This is a genomic window from Collinsella sp. AM43-1, assembly GCF_003467925.1.
Lineage (GTDB): Bacteria > Actinomycetota > Coriobacteriia > Coriobacteriales > Coriobacteriaceae > Collinsella.
Genome location: NZ_QSFR01000001.1, coordinates 16,434 through 35,482, shown reverse-complemented (window position 1 = coordinate 35,482; position 19,049 = coordinate 16,434). Strand labels below are relative to the sequence as shown.

The following is a 19,049-nucleotide window of genomic DNA, read 5'->3' as shown; positions in this document are numbered from 1 at the left end:
TGGTTTTGCGGGCGTGCCGTGCTTCCTTTACCGAAAATCCATTTGGTAAACCCGGCGCCCGTGGGTAAAATAAGGTCGACGGCAGCCCAAGTAGTGAAGAGCTGGGTAGCGCCGTTGCTTGGATTAAGGGGTCATCGCCTTAGCGGCGTCGACCCCTCTTTTTATGCTTCGTACGCTGCTTGAGTGCCTCGGTAAGTCCGATAAGCGCCGTGAGGAGCGAGACCAAAGCAACCAAGAGCTCTGTGAGCTCTGATGGGCCCGGGATGACCGCTGATTCAAGTTACCGGGCCTCAATTTTTATCACATGCATTTGAATAGAGCGGGCGGGATCCCTTGGGTTCGTCTGTGTGGCGCGTGCCTGGTGCATGGCATTGCACCCCGCTTTTGTGTCCGCACGGGCGCCTATCCTTACGACAATGTAGCCGCCTATGTAACGAGCGGCAGTTGACGGAGAAAGGCCCTGACCGTGCCAGACAAAAAGACGCCGGATATTTCGGCCATCGATACGACGAACTTTGCGCGCCAGATCGTGCTGGACTTTGAGTTTGCGCCGGTGCCAAAGCAGCGCCAGCGCCGTGGACTGCACAATGAGATTATCGAGGTCGGCGCCGTCGAGCTCGATTACCACGGCAACGTGATGGGCGAGTTCTCGCAGTTTGTGCAGACGGAATTTACCGAAGGCGTTGCGTTTCCCGTCCGCGAGCTTACAGGGATATCGACCGTGGACACCGCGATGGCCGATCCGCTCTACACGGTGATCAAAAGGCTCAGCGATTGGATTGGTCGCTACTCCGCCCAGGTGGTTTGCTGGAGCGAGGCGGATCGTCGACAGCTCTTGACCGAGTGCCAGGCAAAGCAATCGATCTTTCCGTATTTCCTACGGACTGGTCCGACCTGCAGGCGTTTTACACCTCGATCATGGACGTGGGCAGCCACGGGTGCGTCTCTTTGAGTGACGCGGCAGCGTGGTTTGGCATCGAGTTCGACGAGTCGACGGGCCATGCCCACAGTGCCCTAGCCGACGTGCGCGTGACCACCAAGCTGCTCAAGCAGATGATGGAGGGGGACTATCACGTGAGCCCGCACGCCCAGGAGATCCGCCAGCGGTGGGGGATGGGCGAGCGAGCTCAGACGCGCCTTTCCAGCAAGTGCCCCGAGCTGGGCGACCTGCAGCTGAGGTTGAAGACGGAGGGGAGATAGGCGGCGTTGGCCGTCTGCATGGCGCGTGGCCTGTCGCGTATCGCTACTCTTCCTGCCGCTTGGCAGGCAGGATGTAGACGTTCTCGGCGTCCACGGCGATCTGCGTGGGGCGGTTGTAGAGGGTGTCTACTTCCATTACGCTCTGCTTGAACGGTGCGACGTCAGGCGTCTTTGCCCGATGGAGCTTTTCGAGGAGTTTCTCGGATTGCCTGTCGTTGAACCTGCCGATGTCCTCTCCTGCACCCTCGAGTGCCTCGTCGATGAGCGTATGTTCGCCCACGGGGGTCTTTGCGATGGCGTGACCGAGCAATTTGCCCGCGGACGCGATGCCGCCCAGCAGTGCCGCATCGACGGTGTCGGCAGTTCCCGCCTCGAGGGCGTCGTAACACTCGGTGTAGAGCTCGCGATACGCAATCGAATCGGCCTCGATCTTCGCGGTGGCGTCCGCGAGCTTTGCGGGCTCGAAGTTCTGGGCGAGCATGGGTTCGAGGAACAGTGAGAACGCGTGGATGTAGGTGGCGAGCTGGCAGTCTTTGAGGTAGTCGAGCACCTTGTCGAGGCGTCTGCCCAAGCCGTCTCGCACCTCGATGAACCCTTTCTTTTTCAGATCCGCTTGCGCCTGCGAGCGGAAGAGTTCCATGTCCTGCGCGGACGACTGTTTGATGTCGAGCACCTTCATATGAGCGTTTGCCATGTAGGTGGCGTTGCCGTAGTTGAGGCCGTAACCGTTGAGGATGTCTGCGAGCGTCTTGAGGTTGCCACGCATGTTGGCCTTGTCGCGCTGACGCATGTACTCGAACATCTCGTCGACGGACTCCTGGATGGAGTCGAGCTTTTGGTTTATCTGCGCGATTGCGGCTGCCATGAACAACGACGTCGGGTCGTAAGGCACTTGAGTGACGCTCGTGGCGATGTCGCCCTCGACTACGTGGAAGCGCGCCTGTCCAAAGCCCTTGACTGCGTCGCGGTAGCCCCCTGTGAGACCGCTGCCGTCCTTGAACGAGTTGAGTTTCGACGGATCGAGCGGGTTGCCAAATTTGTCAGTCGCCTGGAGCAACGTGGGTACGCTCACCGTGTTAGTGACGGTGCGAAACATCGAGGGGAGCGAGGCGAACGCCACGCCGAGCTGGGGAATTCGCTCGAGCGGCAGCTTGATGGCGCCGGAGACGTCCACCCGCTCCTGGGTGAGCGCGAGGTGGATTTTGGTCGATGCGAGCTGTTTTGCCACGAGTTCCTCTCGGCCGCCGTCCGTTGAGGGTTTGATCTCGTTGTCTGCCATAGCGTGCTCCTTGTTTGCGTTGATCGCCGTGGGCATTATCTCATTGCTAGGTGGCTTGCCAGAGCGGGGTAGAGACCGAGCGTCTGGCAAAACTCGTTAACTGATTGCATTTCAGCGGATTGGGTTGATTGCAAGAGAAGGACGGCTATCCATCTGCCCTTCCCAGTTGAGTTCGCTTTGAGCTACTGTTCGTGCCTATGCTGCTTGGGCTCAAGCCTTCTCGCTGCCGCGAAGCAGGCCGTGGCCGCCATGGCTAATGCGATGCTGGCCATCCAAGCGGAGTCGCCGGTTACGGCGAGCTTTAGTTCATCGGTTGTCGTGTGTCCCGACCTTTTTGTAGACGCCTCGTCGGCGTCCTTTTCAGGAGTGGCAGGATCACTTTTGTTGTCGCCGGGTGAATCTACATCGGTCTTGCCGCCCGCCTGCTCCCCTTGGGCCTTCCCCTCCACGGTGAAGGATGCATCGGTCGCCGTCCCGTCCTTCCAGACGGCCGTGACGGTGTGTCCGCCGGCGGCAAGCGTGTCCAGGTAGGCCGGCTTGAGCTCGATAATCGTGCTGCCCTTGGTTGCGGTGTAGTTCTCAGCGGAGGCCTCATTTCCGTCCACGAGGAGACGCGTGAACTCATCGAGAGGACCGCTGAAGTGGAAGGTCAGACCGTTCTCGTTGCCCTTTGCATATGCCTGTCCGTTGCCCTTGGTGGCGGCATACAGCGGGGCGGTCACGTCGAAGGTGACGTTCTCCGCGTCGTCGACATCAAAGGTCCGGACGCCGGTCTTGCCGTTACGCTCGGCGTAGGCGGAGCTGTAGACGAAGGTCTCATGACCCGCCTTGTCGAGGACCGCGAGGGCATGGATTTCAAACGAGCCCATCGAGAGCGACGTGGGGAACTCGATTTCGATATAGCCTCTTGCCGCATCGTAGCTGCAGCTCAACGTTTTACGGGCCTTTACAGAGTTCGGGTCCTCGACATAGCCGGGGTCGCCGAGAATCGGGGAGACAGACTTCACGCCGTCCGCGTCGCCTACATTGCAATAGATGCGGAGGAGCCCGCCGACAGGGACTCTCTTCGCGGAGATGGAAACGTTCGAGACCGTGGGCGGGTTCCGGTCGATCGCGCTGCCGGTCACCTCGAAGCACAGCTCGCTCGGGTCGGCAACCGAGAAAGTCGCGCCCGAGATGCCGTTGGCCCTGGCGTAGGAACTCTCGTACACATCGGTCTCGAACCCTAGGTCATCGGTGACCGAAAGGCCGATCAGCCTGTGCCTTCCGATCCTATTGCTGTCGAATGTGAGGTCGAACCCGTCGATAGACGAGCCTCCGTGATAATAGGCCGACGAAACGGAGCAGCCGTCGTCCTTATCCTCCCAGCCCCGCTGCAGTATGGGGGAAACGGAGCGAACGCCGTCCGGGTCCGCGACGGACCAAGAGATGTGGAAGTCGGCACCGGTCGCGACCTCCCTGCTCGAGAACGACACGGAGGACACGGTCGGCGGGTTCTGGTCCGCGGGCCCCTCGGTCACCTCATAGACGAGGGGGCTGGTGGCGAAGGTCGGAGAGTTGAGTCCCTTCTCCTCGGCATACGCCGCGTCGTAGACATCGGTAACCCATCCAAGGCTATCGGTCACGCCGAGGCCGATGATCCGGTACCTGCAGGGCCGGTCGCTCGGGGAGGTGGGGATATCGAAGCCCGCGGTCGTGTCGCCGGTCGACCGGAAGGCGAGGCGGGAGCTGTTGCCCTGGTCCCCGTCATCGCTATCGACGACGACCTCGACTATCGGCGTGACTGACCGCACCCCATCGGGGTCGTCCACATCGTAGCCGACATGCAGCGTGGAGCCGGCCGTGACTGTCGTCGCGGATAACGTCACGTTGGAGATGCTGGGCGGGTTCGGGTCCGACGCAGCGAGGGCGGTTGAGGGCAAAGCTAGCGCTACGGCGGCGGACAGCGGGACGAGCAGGCTAAGCGCGAAGCGCCTGGAGAATTTCAAGGAGGTCATTGACGATGCCGATCTTCCATAATTGTTGCAACGATACCAGTATATCTTTGGCCCACGCTAGCCTGATGTTCTTTCCGCGAACGGCTCGTTAGTTTAGAGACGGCGTATGGACGCCCGTCTCGTCCAAGTTTCTCGTAAGGGCGATTATGAGGGCATGAAGAGACTTTCTCGGAACAATCAATTGGGGATATCAAAGAAATGCTGGACGCCACCCGATCGCTCAATGCCTTTGAGGCGAAATGCGGCGCATCGGCTACGTTGTTGAGATCATTTATCGAGCGATACGTCATTCCAGCCGAGGCCACCATCATGAGGCTTCTGTTCCTACGCCCCCGCAATCCCGCGGGCCGCACTCAACAGCTCATACTCCCTCTGGCTCCACTAGTACAGCTCGGCCGAGCGCACGGCGTCGCGGCACAGGTCCAGGAATGCCTCGGCTCCCTCGCAGAAGCACTCTCGGGCAAAGGCGCCGGATCCGTCCGCAACGCATACGCCGTCAGCAAAGAGCTTCCAGCTAGACGGCTCACGCGAGTCGTCTCCAAGCAGCTTGATCTGCAGCACGTGCGGGCTGCCGGCGGCGCAGAGTTCTTCCTTGAGCACCTGCACCGTAAAGCGCATCTGGTGGGAGAGGCTGCTCTTGATCATGGCCGAGGCGTAGCCATTTGGCTTATCCAGAAGATGCATGTGATTCGGTTTGACGATCAGGTTGTGGAAGTTACGCTCGCTGCGCACAGAGAAATTGTCCATACGGACTCCTTTCATCGATGTTGGCAGGGCCACCGTGCCTCTTGGCCGGTTGGCGTCGGGATCGTGGAGCCAACTCTCTACCCCGACTCTGGATAAAACGCGCCCGCTCCTTGCGGGCAAGAGGAAGTCTATCAACGTGTACGGACAGAAATCAAGCGCCGCCTGCGAAATGACGCGTGAACGGCGTTGGTTTCCCAAGTGATTATTCGGCTTTCATCCGGAAAAGTGTCGAAATCAGCCGTGTAAAAGTACGGAAAAGTGTCGAAATAGGCACCTTAAAACTTCGGAAAAGTGTAGCTGGATGACAAAACAGCACTTAGAAGCCGGTGTTGGATGCGGGATCCTGCGGCCGCCTTCAGCCCTCGCTACTCATCGTCCCCGTCGTTGGGGTCGCCCTTGAGGGTGTTGATGTCCAGATACTCGTTATCGTCCTCTTTTTGCTGGGTCTCCGACTCCGCTTGGGTGGGGCCGGAGAACAGCCGGAATCCCTCAAACGCAATGACACCGAGCAGGGCAATGACAATGGCGATAAAGGCAACCTTGACTGCCTGCGGAAATTCCGAAAAACGCAGCGCCTTTTCCTCGGCGTAATAATCGGCGAAGCGCTCTTCGCCCGTGCTTTTGGTATACGCCGGTGCGGACGCGGCCTCCGGGTCATATTCCGGTGCAGGCGTGGCGGCGTACGGATCGTTGAGATAATCGCTCGATGTGGTGCCATAATCCTCGGTCTCGATGCGACCGGCGTCAGCATAGCCATCGGAATAATCGGAATATGCCGCACCGCCCTCATAGCCCGCGGCGCTCGTGTTGGCGGCAAAAAGCGGATTAACTGGAACGTCGAGCGCCGGCATGCCGGTAGAGGTCTCATCCAGATCGGCTGCAGCCCAGGAATCGTAGGCAACCTGATGGGCAACGGGCTCATCGAGCCTTGTGACCGGAGGCTTGCGTGCCGCAGGAACAGGCAACTGCCGGGCGCTGTACATAACGGTGCTGTCGGCCGATTTGCCCTGCGTCGCTGCAGCGAGAAACGCCGCCGTCTCGGACGGGTCGCTTGCGGGGCGGGGAGTGGGCGTGGGCGCCGAAGTGGGTGTGGGCGCAGACGCGGGCGTCGAAACAGGCGACTGCGCAGGAGCCGGCGCAGATGCGGGCTTAGGCGCAAGTGCGGGATTGGGGCTTGACGGGCGAGCCCCGCCGCCCATGAGTTCGTCGGCGGTCCACGGGCGATCATCCATCACGTCGTCAAGGCTCAGCGAAAACAGGTCGTCTTCACCCTCATCGAACATGCGGTGCACATGTCCACCAATTGCCGGAATCAATCCGCGACCGGTGCATGATGCCTTGCTCAACGCCATTCTGTTCCACCCTTTCGAAATACTAATGACATCGATTATATGGAACTTCCCAAGCGGCTCGGTCTTGGATTCGAGCTTTCCAGAACTCGCGCCCAAAAGGGGAGGGGCAATCTAGGCGAGTGCCTACTTGTCGTCGGCCGCCGCCTTGGCCTCATTGAGGTAGCTATAGAAGCTGTACTTGGAGATGCCAAAGAACTCGCAGGCGCGTTCGCTCGACTTGGAAATGAGGAAGGCGCCGCGACGGTCGAGGTAGCCAATGGCACGAATGCGCTCGTCTTTGGTCATGAGTGCCGCGGGCTTGCCCACAAACTGTTCGCACTCGTGCAGCAGGTCCTCGAGCAGGTCGCCGATGTTCTTGGTAATGGGCTCGGGCTCGGTGTAGCCCGTGCCGCCGGTGCCGGTAAAGGCGTCGAGCGAACGCTCAAAAGCCTTCATAAGCGTAATGTCAAAGTTGATGCCCAAAATGCCGACGGGCTTGCCCTCATCGTTGCGGATAAAGATGGTCGAGGACTTGAGCAGCTTGCCATCGGCGGTTTTGGTGAGGTACGGCTCGCGGTCGTGCACGTCGGCGGTGCCCTCGTGCATGGATTCAAGCACAATATGGCTGGGGCCGTCACCCAGTTTGCGCCCGCTGACGTGGCCGTTTTCGATCACTACGATGGAGCGGTCCACGTCCTCGGTCTCCAGGTCGTGGACGACGACTTCGCAGTTGGGGCCAAATTGGAGCGCCAGACCGTGTGCAAGGCGCTTGTAAAACTCAATCTGTGCGGGGGTCATGGGTGCCTTCCTAAAAATTAGTTTGGGCTCACTGTGCCATAAACCCCACTTGTTCGCAAATAACGAAAGTGTCGCTGTGTTATGTGACCGTTCGGCGGCGAAAAGGTACCGATTACGGCAACAAACAATTTGTTAGGTTTTCCAATCAAAAAGTGTGATAGAACAGTGCTAACAAACTTTTTGTTTGGCATCCACATAAAAGTTCAGCCGTGTGAATGGGATCGGGCTGAAACGCGTATGCGGGGGCCGGCAAGAGAGAACTTAAGGAGTTCACCGTATGGCCGATAAGATCCAGTGGGCGGGCAACACGATGCCCAAGAGCGATGACAAGCACTTGGGAATCATGAGCCTCGACCACGTGAAGAAGGCCCGCGCCTTCCACCAGTCGTTCCCCCAGTACACCGTCACTCCGCTTGCCCGCCTGGATGGCCAGGCCGCGCGCCTGGGCCTGTCCAACCTGTGCGTTAAGGACGAGAGCTATCGCTTTGGCCTCAACGCCTTTAAGGTCCTGGGCGGTTCGTTTGCCATGGCCAACTACATTGCCGACGAGACCGGCAAGGACGTTGCCGAGTGCACCTTCGATTACCTGACCTCCGATCAGCTTGCCAAGGACTTTGGCCAGGCTACCTTCTTTACCGCCACCGACGGCAACCATGGCCGCGGCGTGGCATGGGCTGCCAACAAGCTGGGCCAGAAGGCCGTCGTGCACATGCCCAAGGGTTCCACCAAGCCACGCTTCGATAACATCGCCGCCGAGGGCGCCACGGTGACCATCGAAGAGGTCAACTACGACGAGTGCGTGCGCATGGCCGCCGCCGAGGCCGATGCCTGCGAGCGCGGCGTCATCGTTCAGGACACCGCCTGGGAGGGCTACGAGAAGATCCCGTCCTGGATCATGGAGGGCTACGGCACCATGGCTTCCGAGGCTGCCGAGCAGCTGCGCGAGATGGCCATCAACCGCCCGACGCACGTGTTTGTCCAGGCTGGCGTGGGTTCGCTCGCCGGCGCCGTGGTGGGCTACTTCACCAACCTGTATCCCGATAACCCGCCCACCTTCGTCGTGGTCGAGTGCGCGCCTGCCGCCTGCCTGTACAAGGGCGCTGCCGCCGGCGACGGCGACCCGCGCATCGTGGACGGCGACATGCCCTCCATCATGGCCGGCCTGTGCTGCGGCGAGCCCAACATCTTGGGCTGGGATATCCTGCGCAACCACACCACCGCCTTCGTGTCCTGCCCCGACTGGGTCACCGCTCGCGGCATGCGCACCCTGGGCGCTCCCGAGAAGGGCGACCCGCGCGTCATCTCCGGCGAGTCCGGCGCCGTGACCACCGGCCTGGTCGAGACCCTCATGCTCGATCCCGAGTACGCCGAGCTCAAAGAGCTCATCGGTCTGGACAAGACAAGCTCCGTGCTCTGCTTCTCCACGGAAGGTGACACGGACCCGGATCAGTACCGTCGCATCGTCTGGGAGGGCGAGTACCCCACTTGCTAGCAGACTGACCTGTCCGGAGGCAGCCGGAGGACTTTACTCCCTGCTCGGACAGTCCTGCTCGCACGGAGAGCACATTAAGTGCTCTCCGGCTCGTGCGGAACTCGCGACGGAGCAAAGTCCTCCGTCCGCCTCCTATGGTTACTTGCTTGTGGGGTGCTCAACCTCACGCCGCTTGGCACAAGTGATCTATCTGAAATATCTACCTGTAGGTAAACCCTTGTAGAAAGGTTGACTGTTATGACTAAAGAACTCGATTTTGATGCCATTAAGGCTGCGGCTGAGTCCCATCGTGCTGATATGACGCGTTTTCTTCGCGCAATGATTAGCCACCCCTCTGAGTCTTGCGAGGAGGGTGAGGTTGTCGCTTGCATCAAGGCCGAGATGGAGAGCCTTGGCTATGACGAGGTCAAGGTCGACGGCCTGGGCAACGTTATGGGCTTTATGGGCGAGGGCGACAAGATCATCGCCATCGACTCCCACATCGACACCGTCGGTATCGGCAACATCGAGAACTGGGATGCCGATCCCTATGAGGGCTACGAAACCGACGAGATCATCTACGGCCGCGGCGGCTCCGACCAGGAGGGCGGCATGGCTTCTGCTACCTATGCTGCCAAGATGATGAAGGACATGGGCCTCATCCCCGAGGGCTACAAGATCATGGTCGTCGGCACCGTCCAGGAAGAGGACTGCGACGGCATGTGCTGGCAGTACATCTACAACAAGGACGGCATTAAGCCCGAGTTCGTCATTTCCACTGAGCCCACCGACGGCGGCATCTATCGCGGTCACCGCGGCCGCATGGAGATCCGCGTCGACGTTCACGGCACCTCCTGCCACGGTTCCGCTCCCGACCGCGGCGACAACGCCATCTACAAGATGGCCGACATCATCGCCGACGTCCGCGCCCTCAACAACAACGGCTGCGACGAGTCGACCGACATCAAGGGCCTCGTCAAGATGCTCGACCCCAAGTACAACCCCGAGCACTTTGAGGACGCCCGCTTCCTGGGCCGCGGCACCTGCACCGTCAGCCAGATCTTCTACACCAGCCCCAGCCGCTGCGCTGTCGCTGACTCCTGCGCCATCTCCATCGACCGTCGCATGACCGCCGGCGAGACCTGGGAGTCCTGCCTGGACGAGATCCGCAACCTGCCGGCCGCCAAGAAGTACGGCGACGACGTGAAGGTCTCCATGTACATGTACGACCGTCCGTCCTGGACCGGCGAGGTCTACGAGACCGAGGCTTACTTCCCCACGTGGATCAACAAGGAGACCGCTCCGCACGTCAAGGCCCTCGTCGACGCCCACAAGGCCATGTTCGGTGACGAGCGCATCGGCTGCGAGCCCAGCATGGACAAGCGCACCGGCCGTCCGCTGTGCGACAAGTGGACCTTCTCCACGAACTGCGTTTCCATCCAGGGCCGCTATGGCATCCCCTGCGTTGGCTTTGGCCCGGGTGCCGAGTCTCAGGCTCACGCTCCCAACGAGGTCACCTACAAGGACGACCTGGTCACCGCTGCCGCCATGTATGTTGCTGCTTTGAACCTCTACGATCCGAGCCAGGCCGATGGCGACGCTACCGTGTTCCGCGCTGGTCTGACCAACAACAAGATCGACTAGTCCCATTCCTCGATCTTGTTGAGCCGGGGACAGCCTGTGTCCCCGGCACCCCCTGTTGACTTGGGGCCCGCGGTCGTTATCTCCCATGCTTCCTCAACGGTAGCGGGTCCTCGTCATAGCGCTCTGCATGTTCTAGCCACACGCGCATGCCGGAGCACATCTACTCATTGCGATCGTTTCATCTATGGAAAGGATATTTACATGGACGCCAAGTTTACCGAGCTCGTCGAGCAGCTGAACGGCCTCGATTTTAAGGGCATGTACGGCAGCGACTTCCTGCACACCTGGGATAAGACCACCGATGAGCTCAAGGCTCTCTACATCGTTGCCGACGCCCTGCGCGAGCTGCGTGAGAACAACGTTTCGTCCAAGATCTTCGACTCGGGCCTGGCCGTCTCCCTGTTCCGCGACAACTCCACCCGTACGCGCTTCTCCTTCTCTAAGGCCGCCAACCTGCTCGGCCTCGAGCTGCAGGACCTGGACGAGAAGAAGTCCCAGATCGCTCACGGCGAGACCGTCCGCGAGACCGCTACCATGATCTCCTTCATGGCCGACGTCATCGGCATCCGCGACGACATGTACATCGGCAAGGGCGACGCCTACATGGCCGAGGTCTCCGAGTCTGTCCAGCAGGCCTACGAGGACGGCGTTCTGGATCACCGTCCCACGCTCATCTCCCTGCAGTCCGACTCCGATCACCCCACGCAGTCCTCTGCCGACATGCTCTACCTCATCAACGAGTTTGGCGGTCTTGAGAACCTCAAGGGCAAGAAGGTTGCCGTCACCTGGGCCTATTCGCCCTCTTACGGCAAGCCGCTGTCCTGCCCGCAGTCGCTGATCAGCCTGCTGCCCCGCTTTGGCATGGACGTCACCCTGGCCCACCCCGAGGGCTACGACCTCATGCCCGAGGTCGTCGAGCGCGCCAAGGGCTATGCCGCCGAGTCCGGCACCACCTTTAAGCAGGTCAACACCATGGCCGAGGCCTTCGAGGGCGCCGACATCGTGATCCCCAAGAGCTGGGCTCCGTTTGCCGCCATGGAGAAGCGTACCAACCTGTACGCCGAGGGCGACGACGCCGGCATCGCAGCGCTCGAGAAGGAGCTGCTCGCTCAGAACGCCACCCATCAGGACTGGTGCTCCACGACCGAGCTCATGGAGAAGACCGCCAACGGCCAGGACACCATCTTTATGCACCCGCTGCCCGCCGACATCTCCGGTGTCTCCTGCGAGCACGGCGAGGTCAACGCCGACGTCTTTGACATGCACCGCGTGGGCATGTACAAGGAGGCCAGCTACAAGCCGTACGCCATCGCAGCCATGATGTTCCTGCAGAAGGTTGCCGATCCCGCCGCTACCCTCAAGGCCCTCGACGAGCGCAACACCGCCCGTTGGTTCCAGGCCTAAAGCCGCGCTGGGGTAAGCCATGTAAAGGGGGCGCTCTGCCAACCGGCGGGGTGCCCCTTTTTGCATCGTGGGCGTGCGGGATAAGCGCTTTCGATGTAGATGCCCCGCGACGCGAGTTATGGGTACGATGGCTTCAGGGGAGGTATCGCCATGAAACTTGGTTGCGTCATTATGGCTTCGGGCGAGGGCAAGCGGTTTGGCTCTAACAAGATGCTTGCCGATATCTATGGCAAGCCGCTGATTGCCCGGACCATTGATTCGGTTCCCCGGGGCTTTGACGTCGTGGTTTCGACGCGTTGGCCCGAGGTCGCCCAGATTTGCGAGGACAAGCATTGCCCGTGTGTGCTGCACGATGGCAAACTGCGCAGCGAAAGCGTCCGTGCGGGCCTTTCGTGGGGAGTCGAACGCAACTGGAAAGGCTGCCTCTTTTTGCCGGGCGACCAGCCGCTTGTGAGTTCGGATTCTTTTGAGGGTATGGTTCGTGCGTTTGACGAGCGTGACCGCAATCATCCGGTGCGTCTTGCGTGCAACGGCGAGCCTTCGAGCCCGGTGCTCTTTCCGGCGGAATTGTTCGATGCACTTATGTGTCTTGAGGGTAAGGACGGCGGCGGTTCGATCCTCAAGGACCGTACCGACGTGGTGCTGGTCGAGGCGCGTGCCTACGAGCTGTGGGACGTCGATACCGTCAAGGGACAGCGACGCATAACGGAGCATATCGCCGCCTGCTCGTATTTTGATCGCGTGGCCAACTGCATCAATCAATAAGGAGCAATTATGATCATCATCAAAAACGGCGCACTCGTGACGCCCCAGGGGCTTCGCCGCGCCGATCTTGCCATGGATGGCGATAAGATCGTGCGGATTGCCGCGGCGATTGAGCCGGCCGAGGGCGATACCGTCGAGGATGCTGCGGGCTGCTGGGTGTTCCCGGGCTTTATCGATGGGCACACGCACATGCAGTGCTGGACCGGCATGGATTGGACAGCCGATAGCTTTGAGACCGGCACGCGCGCGGCTGCCTGCGGCGGCACGACGACCATTGTGGACTACGCGACGGCCGATCGCGGCGTGACCATGCCCGATGCCTTGGTCGAGTGGCGTCATCGCGCCGACGGCACCTGCACCGCCAACTATGCCTTCCATATGGCGCTTGCCGAGTGGAATGAGCGCAACCGCGCCGATCTTTCGGCCATGCGCGAGGCGGGCGTGTCGTCGTTTAAGACCTACTTTGCCTACGACCATCTGCGCCTGGACGATGCCGAGACGCTCGAGGTGCTGGAGGAGCTCAAGCGCGTGGGCGGTATCCTGTGCGTGCATTGCGAGAACGGCACGTTGGTCAACGCGCTGCAGAAGCGCGTGTTTGAGCAGGGTATCCACGGGCCCGAGGGCCATGCGCTCAGCCGTCCGGACGTGTGTGAGGCCGAGGCCGTGAGCCGCCTGCTGTATCTGGCGCACTTGGCCGGGGACGCTCCGGTCAACGTGGTGCACCTTTCGACCAAGCTGGGGCTCGAGGCCATTCGCGCTGCCAAAGCGCGCGGGCAGAAGAACATCTATGTCGAGACATGCCCTCAGTATCTGATGCTCGACGACACCTGCTATCTGGAGCAGGGCGAGGACGGCTTTGCGGGCGCCAAGTACGTGATGAGCCCGCCGCTGCGCCATGCCGGTGACCGTGCCGCGCTGCGCGAGGCGCTTGTGGCTGGCGAGATCGATACTATTGCGACCGATCATTGCAGCTTTAACCTGCACGGGCAAAAGGACCGAGGACGCGATGATTTCCGCGCGATTCCCAACGGCGGGCCCGGCGTGGAGCATCGTCCCGTCGCGATTGCCACGAGCTTTGAGGGACAGCTGGGCCCCGAGGACCTCTGCCGCCTGATGAGCGAGAACCCGGCGCGCGTGTTTGGCATGTACCCGCGCAAGGGCTGTCTTGCCGAGGGCTCCGATGCCGACGTGTGCGTGTGGGATCCCAAGGCGCGCTGGACGATCAGTGCCGCGATGCAGCATCAGGCTGTGGACTACACGCCGCTCGAGGGTTTTGAGGCACATGGCCGCGCCAAGGCCGTGTTTGTGAACGGCGTGCTGGCCGCGCGCGACGGCGAGCCCACCGGAGCCCAACCCGGCCGCTACGTGCCCCGCTAACGGGAAGACCGCCGGGGTAGCTAATTTGGGAGATGATTTTTTGGGACGGGGTAGCAAAAAGAGCCCCGTCCCAAATTTGCTACCCCTGGAGGCTGGTGGCGATGAGGGGGCGGTTGAGGGCTGCCTCGAAGCGATCTGCCATTGTTGGGTCGGCAAGCGTGTCGGCTTGGTTGAGCATGATACGGGCATTGTTGAGGTTCAGCATCTGCAGCTCGGCATTGAGCACCTGGGCGACGCGCTCTGGGGTGGCAGCGTCGGTGGGCTCGCAGCCGCAGCGCTCGCAGAAGAGCTCGGGGCGGTGGACGGCTTCGTTGATGGGCTTGCCGAGCCCCGAGGCGCCGACGACCCAGACAACGTTTGCCGTGGCGGCGGGAATTACCGGCTCCCAGGCGGCGTGCGCCTTGAGCGGGAGCCGCTTGCTGCCGTCCGCCTCGGCCAGGACGTAGTCAAAGCGCTGCGCCAGCTGGTCGAGCGGCGCGGCGGGGGAGGAGAGCTTGCCCGTCTGGGGGTCCAAGACACCTGCTTGGCAGATCCTTCCCCGCACAAGCCCCGCGCAGGCCTCGCAGGTGCAGCCTGGGGCGTGTAGGGCACCTGGCTTCCAGGGCGCGGCGTCCAGACGACGGCTCGATCCGTCCCACGGCACGCCGGCGACGGGAAACATATGCGTGGTGGTGCAGAGGAGCACGCGGCCGCCAGCGCGCATAAGCTCAAGGCTCAGCGTCTTGAGCAAGGTCGACTTGCCGCCGCTGCCGATAATCGCGGTAATGCCCGGCTCGATCCTGAGCGCCGAGGCAAGATTACCGTTAACCGTTTCCATATGTTCACCGCCGTATAATACTGTGATAATAAATAATCATCAGAGCAGCGGTCGAACCGCTTTTGCTCTGCTCAAACCGTAGCACAGGGAGGTGCCCCGGGAATGCTCGTTTATGTTCGCGGCGCCGGCGATATCGCCACGGGCGTCGCTGCCCGTTTGGTGCGCTCCGGCGTGTCGGTCGTTATGGCCGATATCGCGGTTCCCACGTGCATCCGCCGCACAATTAGTTTTTGCGAGGCCATTCGCCTGGGCGAGGTCGAGGTCGAAGGCATTCGCGCTCGCTTGGCGCAGACGCCGGCTGAGGCGCTTGAGATTACCGAGGCCGGAGACGTCGCCGTTGTGGTGGACCCTCAGGCCAAGATGCTCGGCGAGCTGAAACCCGCGGCTGTGGTCGACGCGATTTTGGCCAAGCGCAACTTGGGCACCACGCGCGACATGGCGCCTGCCGTCATTGCCGTGGGGCCGGGCTTTACCGCGCCGGTCGATTGCGACGCCGTGGTCGAGACCATGCGCGGGCATTTTCTCGGCCGTGTCATTACCCAAGGTTCGCCCCAGCCCAACACGGGCGTGCCGGGTGTCATCGCCGGCTATGGCAAGGAACGTGTTATCCACAGCCCCGCTGCCGGTGTGTTTAGGTCCGACCATGCGATCGGCGATATCGTGAGCGCCGGGGACGTGATTGGCTACGCGGGCGATACGCCCATGTGCACGCAGATCGATGGCTGCTTGCGCGGCCTTTTGGCCGACGGCGTTCAGGTGACCGAGGGCTTTAAATGTGCCGACGTCGACCCGCGCGGCGATGCCAGCTATATCAACTATATTTCGGACAAGGCGACGTCGGTCGGCGGCGGCGTGCTCGAGGCGCTCGCCATGCTCACCGGTGTATTCCAGGGATAGGAAATTGCAATGGAAAAGCTCGATGTGGTGAATGCTGCGCTTGGCGCTCTGAAGGCCGGTAAGACGTGCGAGCTGGTGGTAGTTGCCGGCACGGCAGGGTCATCGCCGCGCGGCGTGGGCGCCTGGATGGCCGTCTTTGCCGATGGCAGCCAAGCAGGTACCATCGGCGGCGGCAAGATCGAGCTCTTTGCGCTGAACGAGGCGCGCGAGCTGCTGGCCGCAGGGCAATCGCGTCTGGTCCGCTACACCATGGGCGGCGAGAACTCCGATACCGGCATGATCTGCGGCGGAGCCATCTGCCTGTGCTATCTGCACCTGGATGTATCGCAGGTGCTGTTGTTCCAGTCGGTTGCCGACGTCTTGGCGTATCGACGCATCGGCGACTTCGTCATCGACTTTGAACCGTTTATCGCAAACGCGCTCGAGGGCGATGTGGCCGAGTACCATGGCGGGGCATCGCGCCATACCATTGCGGGCTGCCCCGAGCTTTCGCTGGTGGAGGAGGGGAGTAAGGTCACCTACACCAACGCCGCCTCCGAGATTCCCCCGGCGCACATCGAGACGCTCTGCCCCGAGGGCCTGACCTACATCTTTGGCTGCGGACACGTGGGCGCTGCGACGGCGCGCGTACTCACGGCGGCGGGCTTTGCCGTTGTGGCGTGCGATGACCGCCCCGGCACGCTGACGCCCGAATGGGTGCCCGGTGTCTACGATCGTCGCCTGGTCGATTACAAGAACCTGAGCAAGCAGTGCCCCATCGGCCCGCGCGACTTGGTGGTCGTGGCCACAGCAGGCCACAAGTCCGATATCGACGTGGTGATTCAGGCCATGCGCGCTAAACCCGCCTATCTGGGCTGCTTGGGCTCGCGCCGCAAGACGGCCTTTGTGCGCGCCCGTTTGGAGCAGGAGGGCTTTACGCAGGACCAGATCGACGAGCTGCACCTGCCGATCGGCGTTGCCATCGAGGCCGAGGATCCCGAGGAGATTGCCATCTCCATCGCCGCCGAGATGATCCACCTGCGCCGCACCAAACTCGTCCCCCGCAAGCGCTAGTCGCATCCCCATCAATAAGTTGCGGTGAAATGCGGGCTGTTTAAGCCAGTTAAGCCGTCAAACAGTCCCTATTTCACCGCAACTGTCATTTTCCTCCGTCGCATGCGGATCGGTTTGTGCGGGGGAGTTGTGGAGTTGTGCAGGCAGACGAGGTTTTTCTGGAAAAACGCTCCCGATGCGCGTATAGTACCGATTGTTTTGTCGGCTCCTGCTGTGTCGAGTCCAAACCGCGTAATGCCATGAGCGGCGCGGATGCAGCCAGGAGGCACGAGGACAACCCATCGTGGCCACGCCCCGTGCTTAAAACCCCAAGAAGGAGTGAACAATGGCAGAAGAGAAGTATGTGCCGCGTCTGAAGACCAAGTACAACAACGAGGTCAAGCAGCAGCTTCAGGACAAGTTCCAGTACGAGAACGTCATGATGATCCCCAAGTTTGAGAAGATCGTCGTGAACATGGGTGTCGGCGAGGCCGCTACCGATTCCAAGGCCATCGACGGTGCCGTGCGCGACCTGCGCGCCATCACCGGCCAGCAGCCGATGATCACCCGTGCCCGCAAGTCCATCGCTACCTTCCGCCTGCGCGCTGGTATGCCGATCGGCTGCAAGGTTACCCTGCGTGGCGACCGTATGTGGGAGTTCTTCGATCGTCTGACCTCTGTCGCAATCCCCCGTATCCGCGACTTCCGCGGCATCTCCGCCAAGAGCTTCGACGGCCGTGGTAACTTCTCCATGGGCGTCACCGAGCAGCTCATCTTCCCCGAAATCGACTTCGACTCCGTCGATCACCAGCGTGGTATGGACATCACTTTCGTGACCACCGCCAACACCGATGAGGAGGCCAAGGCCCTTCTGGACGCCTTCGGTTTCCCGTTCAAGAAATAGGTTCACCTGCCCTATGAGCGCCGTTCCCAGAAGGGGGCGGCGCTTGGGGCGAACAATACTCTATGTGAGGAGGATATAAGTGGCTAAGACATCGATGATCGTCAAGTGCAATCGCAAGCAGAAGTTCTCTACTCGTGAGTACACGCGCTGCCAGCGCTGCGGCCGTCCGCACTCTGTGTACCGCAAGTTCGGCCTGTGCCGTGTCTGCTTCCGCGAGCTTGCACTCAAGGGCGAGCTTCCCGGCGTTAAGAAGGCCAGCTGGTAAGTCACTACCAGCGTTTCAAGCATCAGTTTGGAACAGGGAAAACGCGCTAAAAAGGCTTTGCCGTTAAGGGCGGCGAAGAACCAAGAGCACGTGTTCATCAAGAACGAAGGAGAATCTGTATGAACCTTACAGACCCGATCGCAGATATGCTTACGCGCATCCGTAACGCTAACTCTGTGAACAAGGCCACGGTCTCCATGCCGAGCAGCAAGAAGCTCGTCGAGATCGCTCGTGTTCTGCACGAGGAGGGCTACATCGAGGGCTACGATGTCGAGGACACCGTTCCCCAGAAGACTCTGCACATCACGCTTAAGTATGGTCCCAAGAAGGCTAAGGTCATCAACGGCATCCGCCGCATTTCCAAGCCGGGCCTGCGTAAGTACACCGGCGTTGCCGACATGCCCCGCGTCCGCGGTGGCCTTGGTACCGCCATTATTTCCACCAGCCATGGCGTCATGACCGACCGCGATGCTCGCAAGCACAACGTCGGCGGCGAGATCATCGCTTACGTCTGGTAATTCGCTCGGTAGGTAGAAGGAAAGGAGATCACCGTGTCTCGTATCGGTAATAAGCCTGTCCAGATTCCCGCCGGAGTCGAAGTGGCAGTCAACGGCAACAACGTTGTCGTCAAGGGCCCCAAGGGCCAGCTCGAGCTCGATGTCTTTGAGAAGCTCGCTATCAACGTCGAGGACAACGTCCTCACCGTTTCCCGTCCCGACGACGAGCGTGAGACCCGTGCCCGCCACGGCCTCACCCGCGCCCTCATCCACAACATGGTTGTTGGCGTTTCCGAGGGCTTCGAGAAGAAGCTCGAGCTCGCCGGCGTCGGTTACCGCGTGCAGCAGAAGGGTAAGAACCTCGAGTTCTCCCTGGGCTTCTCGCACCCCGTGATCGTCGAGGCTCCCGAGGGCATCACCTTCGAGGTTCCCGACAACACCCACGTGAACGTCAAGGGTATCAACAAGCAGCAGGTCGGTCAGATCGCCGCTGAGATCCGCGGCCATCGTCCTCCCGAGCCTTACAAGGGCAAGGGTATCCACTACGTTGGCGAGCACATCCGCCGCAAGCTGGGTAAGGCCGCCAAGTAGTCGTAACCGACTCACTCGCATAAGACCAGCACC

General features: G+C 61.1%; 19 protein-coding genes and 1 riboswitch. Of the genes, 13 read left to right on the top strand and 6 right to left on the bottom strand.

From position 1 onward, the window contains the following. Positions 1-466 precede the first annotated feature (466 nt). Positions 467-952 carry an exonuclease domain-containing protein gene (locus tag DW925_RS00195; RefSeq protein ID WP_158565713.1) on the top strand — a complete coding sequence of 162 codons (486 nt, stop codon included), beginning with the start codon at positions 467-469 and terminating at the stop codon, positions 950-952. Continuing rightward, entirely contained in the window at positions 949-1,200 is a 252-nt protein-coding gene (locus DW925_RS00190) for a hypothetical protein (protein WP_117790103.1), read from the top strand. Before DW925_RS00195 ends, DW925_RS00190 begins: the two co-directional genes overlap by 4 nt. 43 nt (positions 1,201-1,243) lie before the next feature. Here DW925_RS00190 and DW925_RS00185 read toward each other — a convergent pair whose 3' ends face one another. The 5 genes from DW925_RS00185 to DW925_RS00165 form a co-directional block, all read right to left on the bottom strand. Further along, a complete protein-coding gene (locus DW925_RS00185; protein ID WP_117790102.1) occupies positions 1,244-2,479 on the bottom strand; it encodes a hypothetical protein in 1,236 nt (411 codons plus the stop codon). A gap of 182 nt (positions 2,480-2,661) precedes the next feature. Continuing rightward, complete coding sequence (locus DW925_RS00180) at positions 2,662-4,467, bottom strand: hypothetical protein (protein ID WP_233540195.1); 1,806 nt, start codon at positions 4,465-4,467, stop codon at positions 2,662-2,664. Positions 4,468-4,857: 390 nt separating this feature from the next. Next, positions 4,858-5,223: a hypothetical protein gene (locus DW925_RS00175; protein ID WP_117790100.1), complete on the bottom strand. Its 366-nt coding sequence runs from the start codon at positions 5,221-5,223 to the stop codon at positions 4,858-4,860. A gap of 8 nt (positions 5,224-5,231) precedes the next feature. Further along, positions 5,232-5,322, bottom strand: a riboswitch (SAM riboswitch). Positions 5,323-5,588: 266 nt separating this feature from the next. Then, on the bottom strand, positions 5,589-6,575 hold the full coding sequence (locus DW925_RS10155; RefSeq protein ID WP_117790099.1) for a hypothetical protein: 987 nt from the start codon (positions 6,573-6,575) through the stop codon (positions 5,589-5,591). A 123-nt stretch (positions 6,576-6,698) separates the two neighbouring features. Next, complete coding sequence (locus tag DW925_RS00165; protein WP_117647522.1) at positions 6,699-7,352, bottom strand: transcriptional regulator; 654 nt, start codon at positions 7,350-7,352, stop codon at positions 6,699-6,701. A 277-nt stretch (positions 7,353-7,629) separates the two neighbouring features. Between DW925_RS00165 and dpaL the strand changes: the two genes are divergently transcribed. The 5 genes from dpaL to hydA all read left to right on the top strand — a co-directional run bounded on the left by dpaL (position 7,630) and on the right by hydA (position 14,013). Next, positions 7,630-8,844, top strand: a complete 1,215-nt coding sequence (gene dpaL, locus DW925_RS00160; protein WP_055252227.1) for a diaminopropionate ammonia-lyase — start codon at positions 7,630-7,632, stop codon at positions 8,842-8,844. A 237-nt stretch (positions 8,845-9,081) separates the two neighbouring features. Further along, a complete protein-coding gene (locus DW925_RS00155; protein ID WP_099432046.1) occupies positions 9,082-10,467 on the top strand; it encodes a YgeY family selenium metabolism-linked hydrolase in 1,386 nt (461 codons plus the stop codon). Positions 10,468-10,668: 201 nt separating this feature from the next. After that, positions 10,669-11,871, top strand: coding sequence for a knotted carbamoyltransferase YgeW (gene ygeW / locus DW925_RS00150; protein WP_055252229.1), 1,203 nt, complete (start codon positions 10,669-10,671; stop codon positions 11,869-11,871). Between the two features lie 150 nt (positions 11,872-12,021). Next, positions 12,022-12,636 carry a nucleotidyltransferase family protein gene (locus DW925_RS00145; RefSeq protein WP_158551618.1) on the top strand — a complete coding sequence of 205 codons (615 nt, stop codon included), beginning with the start codon at positions 12,022-12,024 and terminating at the stop codon, positions 12,634-12,636. 9 nt (positions 12,637-12,645) lie between these two features. Further along, positions 12,646-14,013, top strand: a complete 1,368-nt coding sequence (hydA, locus tag DW925_RS00140) for a dihydropyrimidinase (RefSeq protein ID WP_117583044.1) — start codon at positions 12,646-12,648, stop codon at positions 14,011-14,013. 79 nt (positions 14,014-14,092) lie between these two features. Here hydA and yqeC read toward each other — a convergent pair whose 3' ends face one another. Next, on the bottom strand, positions 14,093-14,830 hold the full coding sequence (yqeC, locus tag DW925_RS00135) for a selenium cofactor biosynthesis protein YqeC (RefSeq protein ID WP_117583043.1): 738 nt from the start codon (positions 14,828-14,830) through the stop codon (positions 14,093-14,095). A 102-nt stretch (positions 14,831-14,932) separates the two neighbouring features. On the opposite strand from yqeC, the gene yqeB reads away from it, so the two are divergent. The 6 genes from yqeB to rplF all read left to right on the top strand — a co-directional run bounded on the left by yqeB (position 14,933) and on the right by rplF (position 19,016). Next, positions 14,933-15,727, top strand: coding sequence for a selenium-dependent molybdenum cofactor biosynthesis protein YqeB (gene yqeB / locus DW925_RS00130; RefSeq protein ID WP_117583042.1), 795 nt, complete (start codon positions 14,933-14,935; stop codon positions 15,725-15,727). Positions 15,728-15,736: 9 nt separating this feature from the next. Beyond that, positions 15,737-16,780, top strand: a complete 1,044-nt coding sequence (locus tag DW925_RS00125) for an XdhC family protein (RefSeq protein ID WP_117583041.1) — start codon at positions 15,737-15,739, stop codon at positions 16,778-16,780. Between the two features lie 325 nt (positions 16,781-17,105). After that, positions 17,106-17,663, top strand: a complete 558-nt coding sequence (gene rplE / locus DW925_RS00120) for a 50S ribosomal protein L5 (RefSeq protein WP_006235260.1) — start codon at positions 17,106-17,108, stop codon at positions 17,661-17,663. A 79-nt stretch (positions 17,664-17,742) separates the two neighbouring features. Further along, positions 17,743-17,928, top strand: coding sequence for a type Z 30S ribosomal protein S14 (locus DW925_RS00115; protein ID WP_022094280.1), 186 nt, complete (start codon positions 17,743-17,745; stop codon positions 17,926-17,928). A gap of 119 nt (positions 17,929-18,047) precedes the next feature. Continuing rightward, a complete protein-coding gene (rpsH, locus tag DW925_RS00110) occupies positions 18,048-18,446 on the top strand; it encodes a 30S ribosomal protein S8 (protein WP_006235262.1) in 399 nt (132 codons plus the stop codon). Between the two features lie 33 nt (positions 18,447-18,479). Further along, entirely contained in the window at positions 18,480-19,016 is a 537-nt protein-coding gene (gene rplF, locus DW925_RS00105; protein ID WP_006235263.1) for a 50S ribosomal protein L6, read from the top strand. The last annotated feature ends 33 nt before the right edge of the window (positions 19,017-19,049 follow it).

Bases quoted from the DNA above. Each gene is read 5' to 3' on its own strand.
- yqeB (WP_117583042.1), top strand. From the start codon at position 14,933: ATGCTCGTTTATGTTCGCGGCGCCGGCGATATCGCCACGGGCGTCGCT.
- hydA (WP_117583044.1), top strand. From the start codon at position 12,646: ATGATCATCATCAAAAACGGCGCACTCGTGACGCCCCAGGGGCTTCGC.
- ygeW (WP_055252229.1), top strand. From the start codon at position 10,669: ATGGACGCCAAGTTTACCGAGCTCGTCGAGCAGCTGAACGGCCTCGAT.
- DW925_RS10155 (WP_117790099.1), bottom strand. From the start codon at position 6,575: ATGGCGTTGAGCAAGGCATCATGCACCGGTCGCGGATTGATTCCGGCA.
- yqeC (WP_117583043.1), bottom strand. From the start codon at position 14,830: ATGGAAACGGTTAACGGTAATCTTGCCTCGGCGCTCAGGATCGAGCCG.
- DW925_RS00185 (WP_117790102.1), bottom strand. From the start codon at position 2,479: ATGGCAGACAACGAGATCAAACCCTCAACGGACGGCGGCCGAGAGGAA.
- DW925_RS00145 (WP_158551618.1), top strand. From the start codon at position 12,022: ATGAAACTTGGTTGCGTCATTATGGCTTCGGGCGAGGGCAAGCGGTTT.
- DW925_RS00125 (WP_117583041.1), top strand. From the start codon at position 15,737: ATGGAAAAGCTCGATGTGGTGAATGCTGCGCTTGGCGCTCTGAAGGCC.
- rpsH (WP_006235262.1), top strand. From the start codon at position 18,048: ATGAACCTTACAGACCCGATCGCAGATATGCTTACGCGCATCCGTAAC.
- rplE (WP_006235260.1), top strand. From the start codon at position 17,106: ATGGCAGAAGAGAAGTATGTGCCGCGTCTGAAGACCAAGTACAACAAC.
- DW925_RS00155 (WP_099432046.1), top strand. From the start codon at position 9,082: ATGACTAAAGAACTCGATTTTGATGCCATTAAGGCTGCGGCTGAGTCC.
- DW925_RS00175 (WP_117790100.1), bottom strand. From the start codon at position 5,223: ATGGACAATTTCTCTGTGCGCAGCGAGCGTAACTTCCACAACCTGATC.
- dpaL (WP_055252227.1), top strand. From the start codon at position 7,630: ATGGCCGATAAGATCCAGTGGGCGGGCAACACGATGCCCAAGAGCGAT.
- DW925_RS00165 (WP_117647522.1), bottom strand. From the start codon at position 7,352: ATGACCCCCGCACAGATTGAGTTTTACAAGCGCCTTGCACACGGTCTG.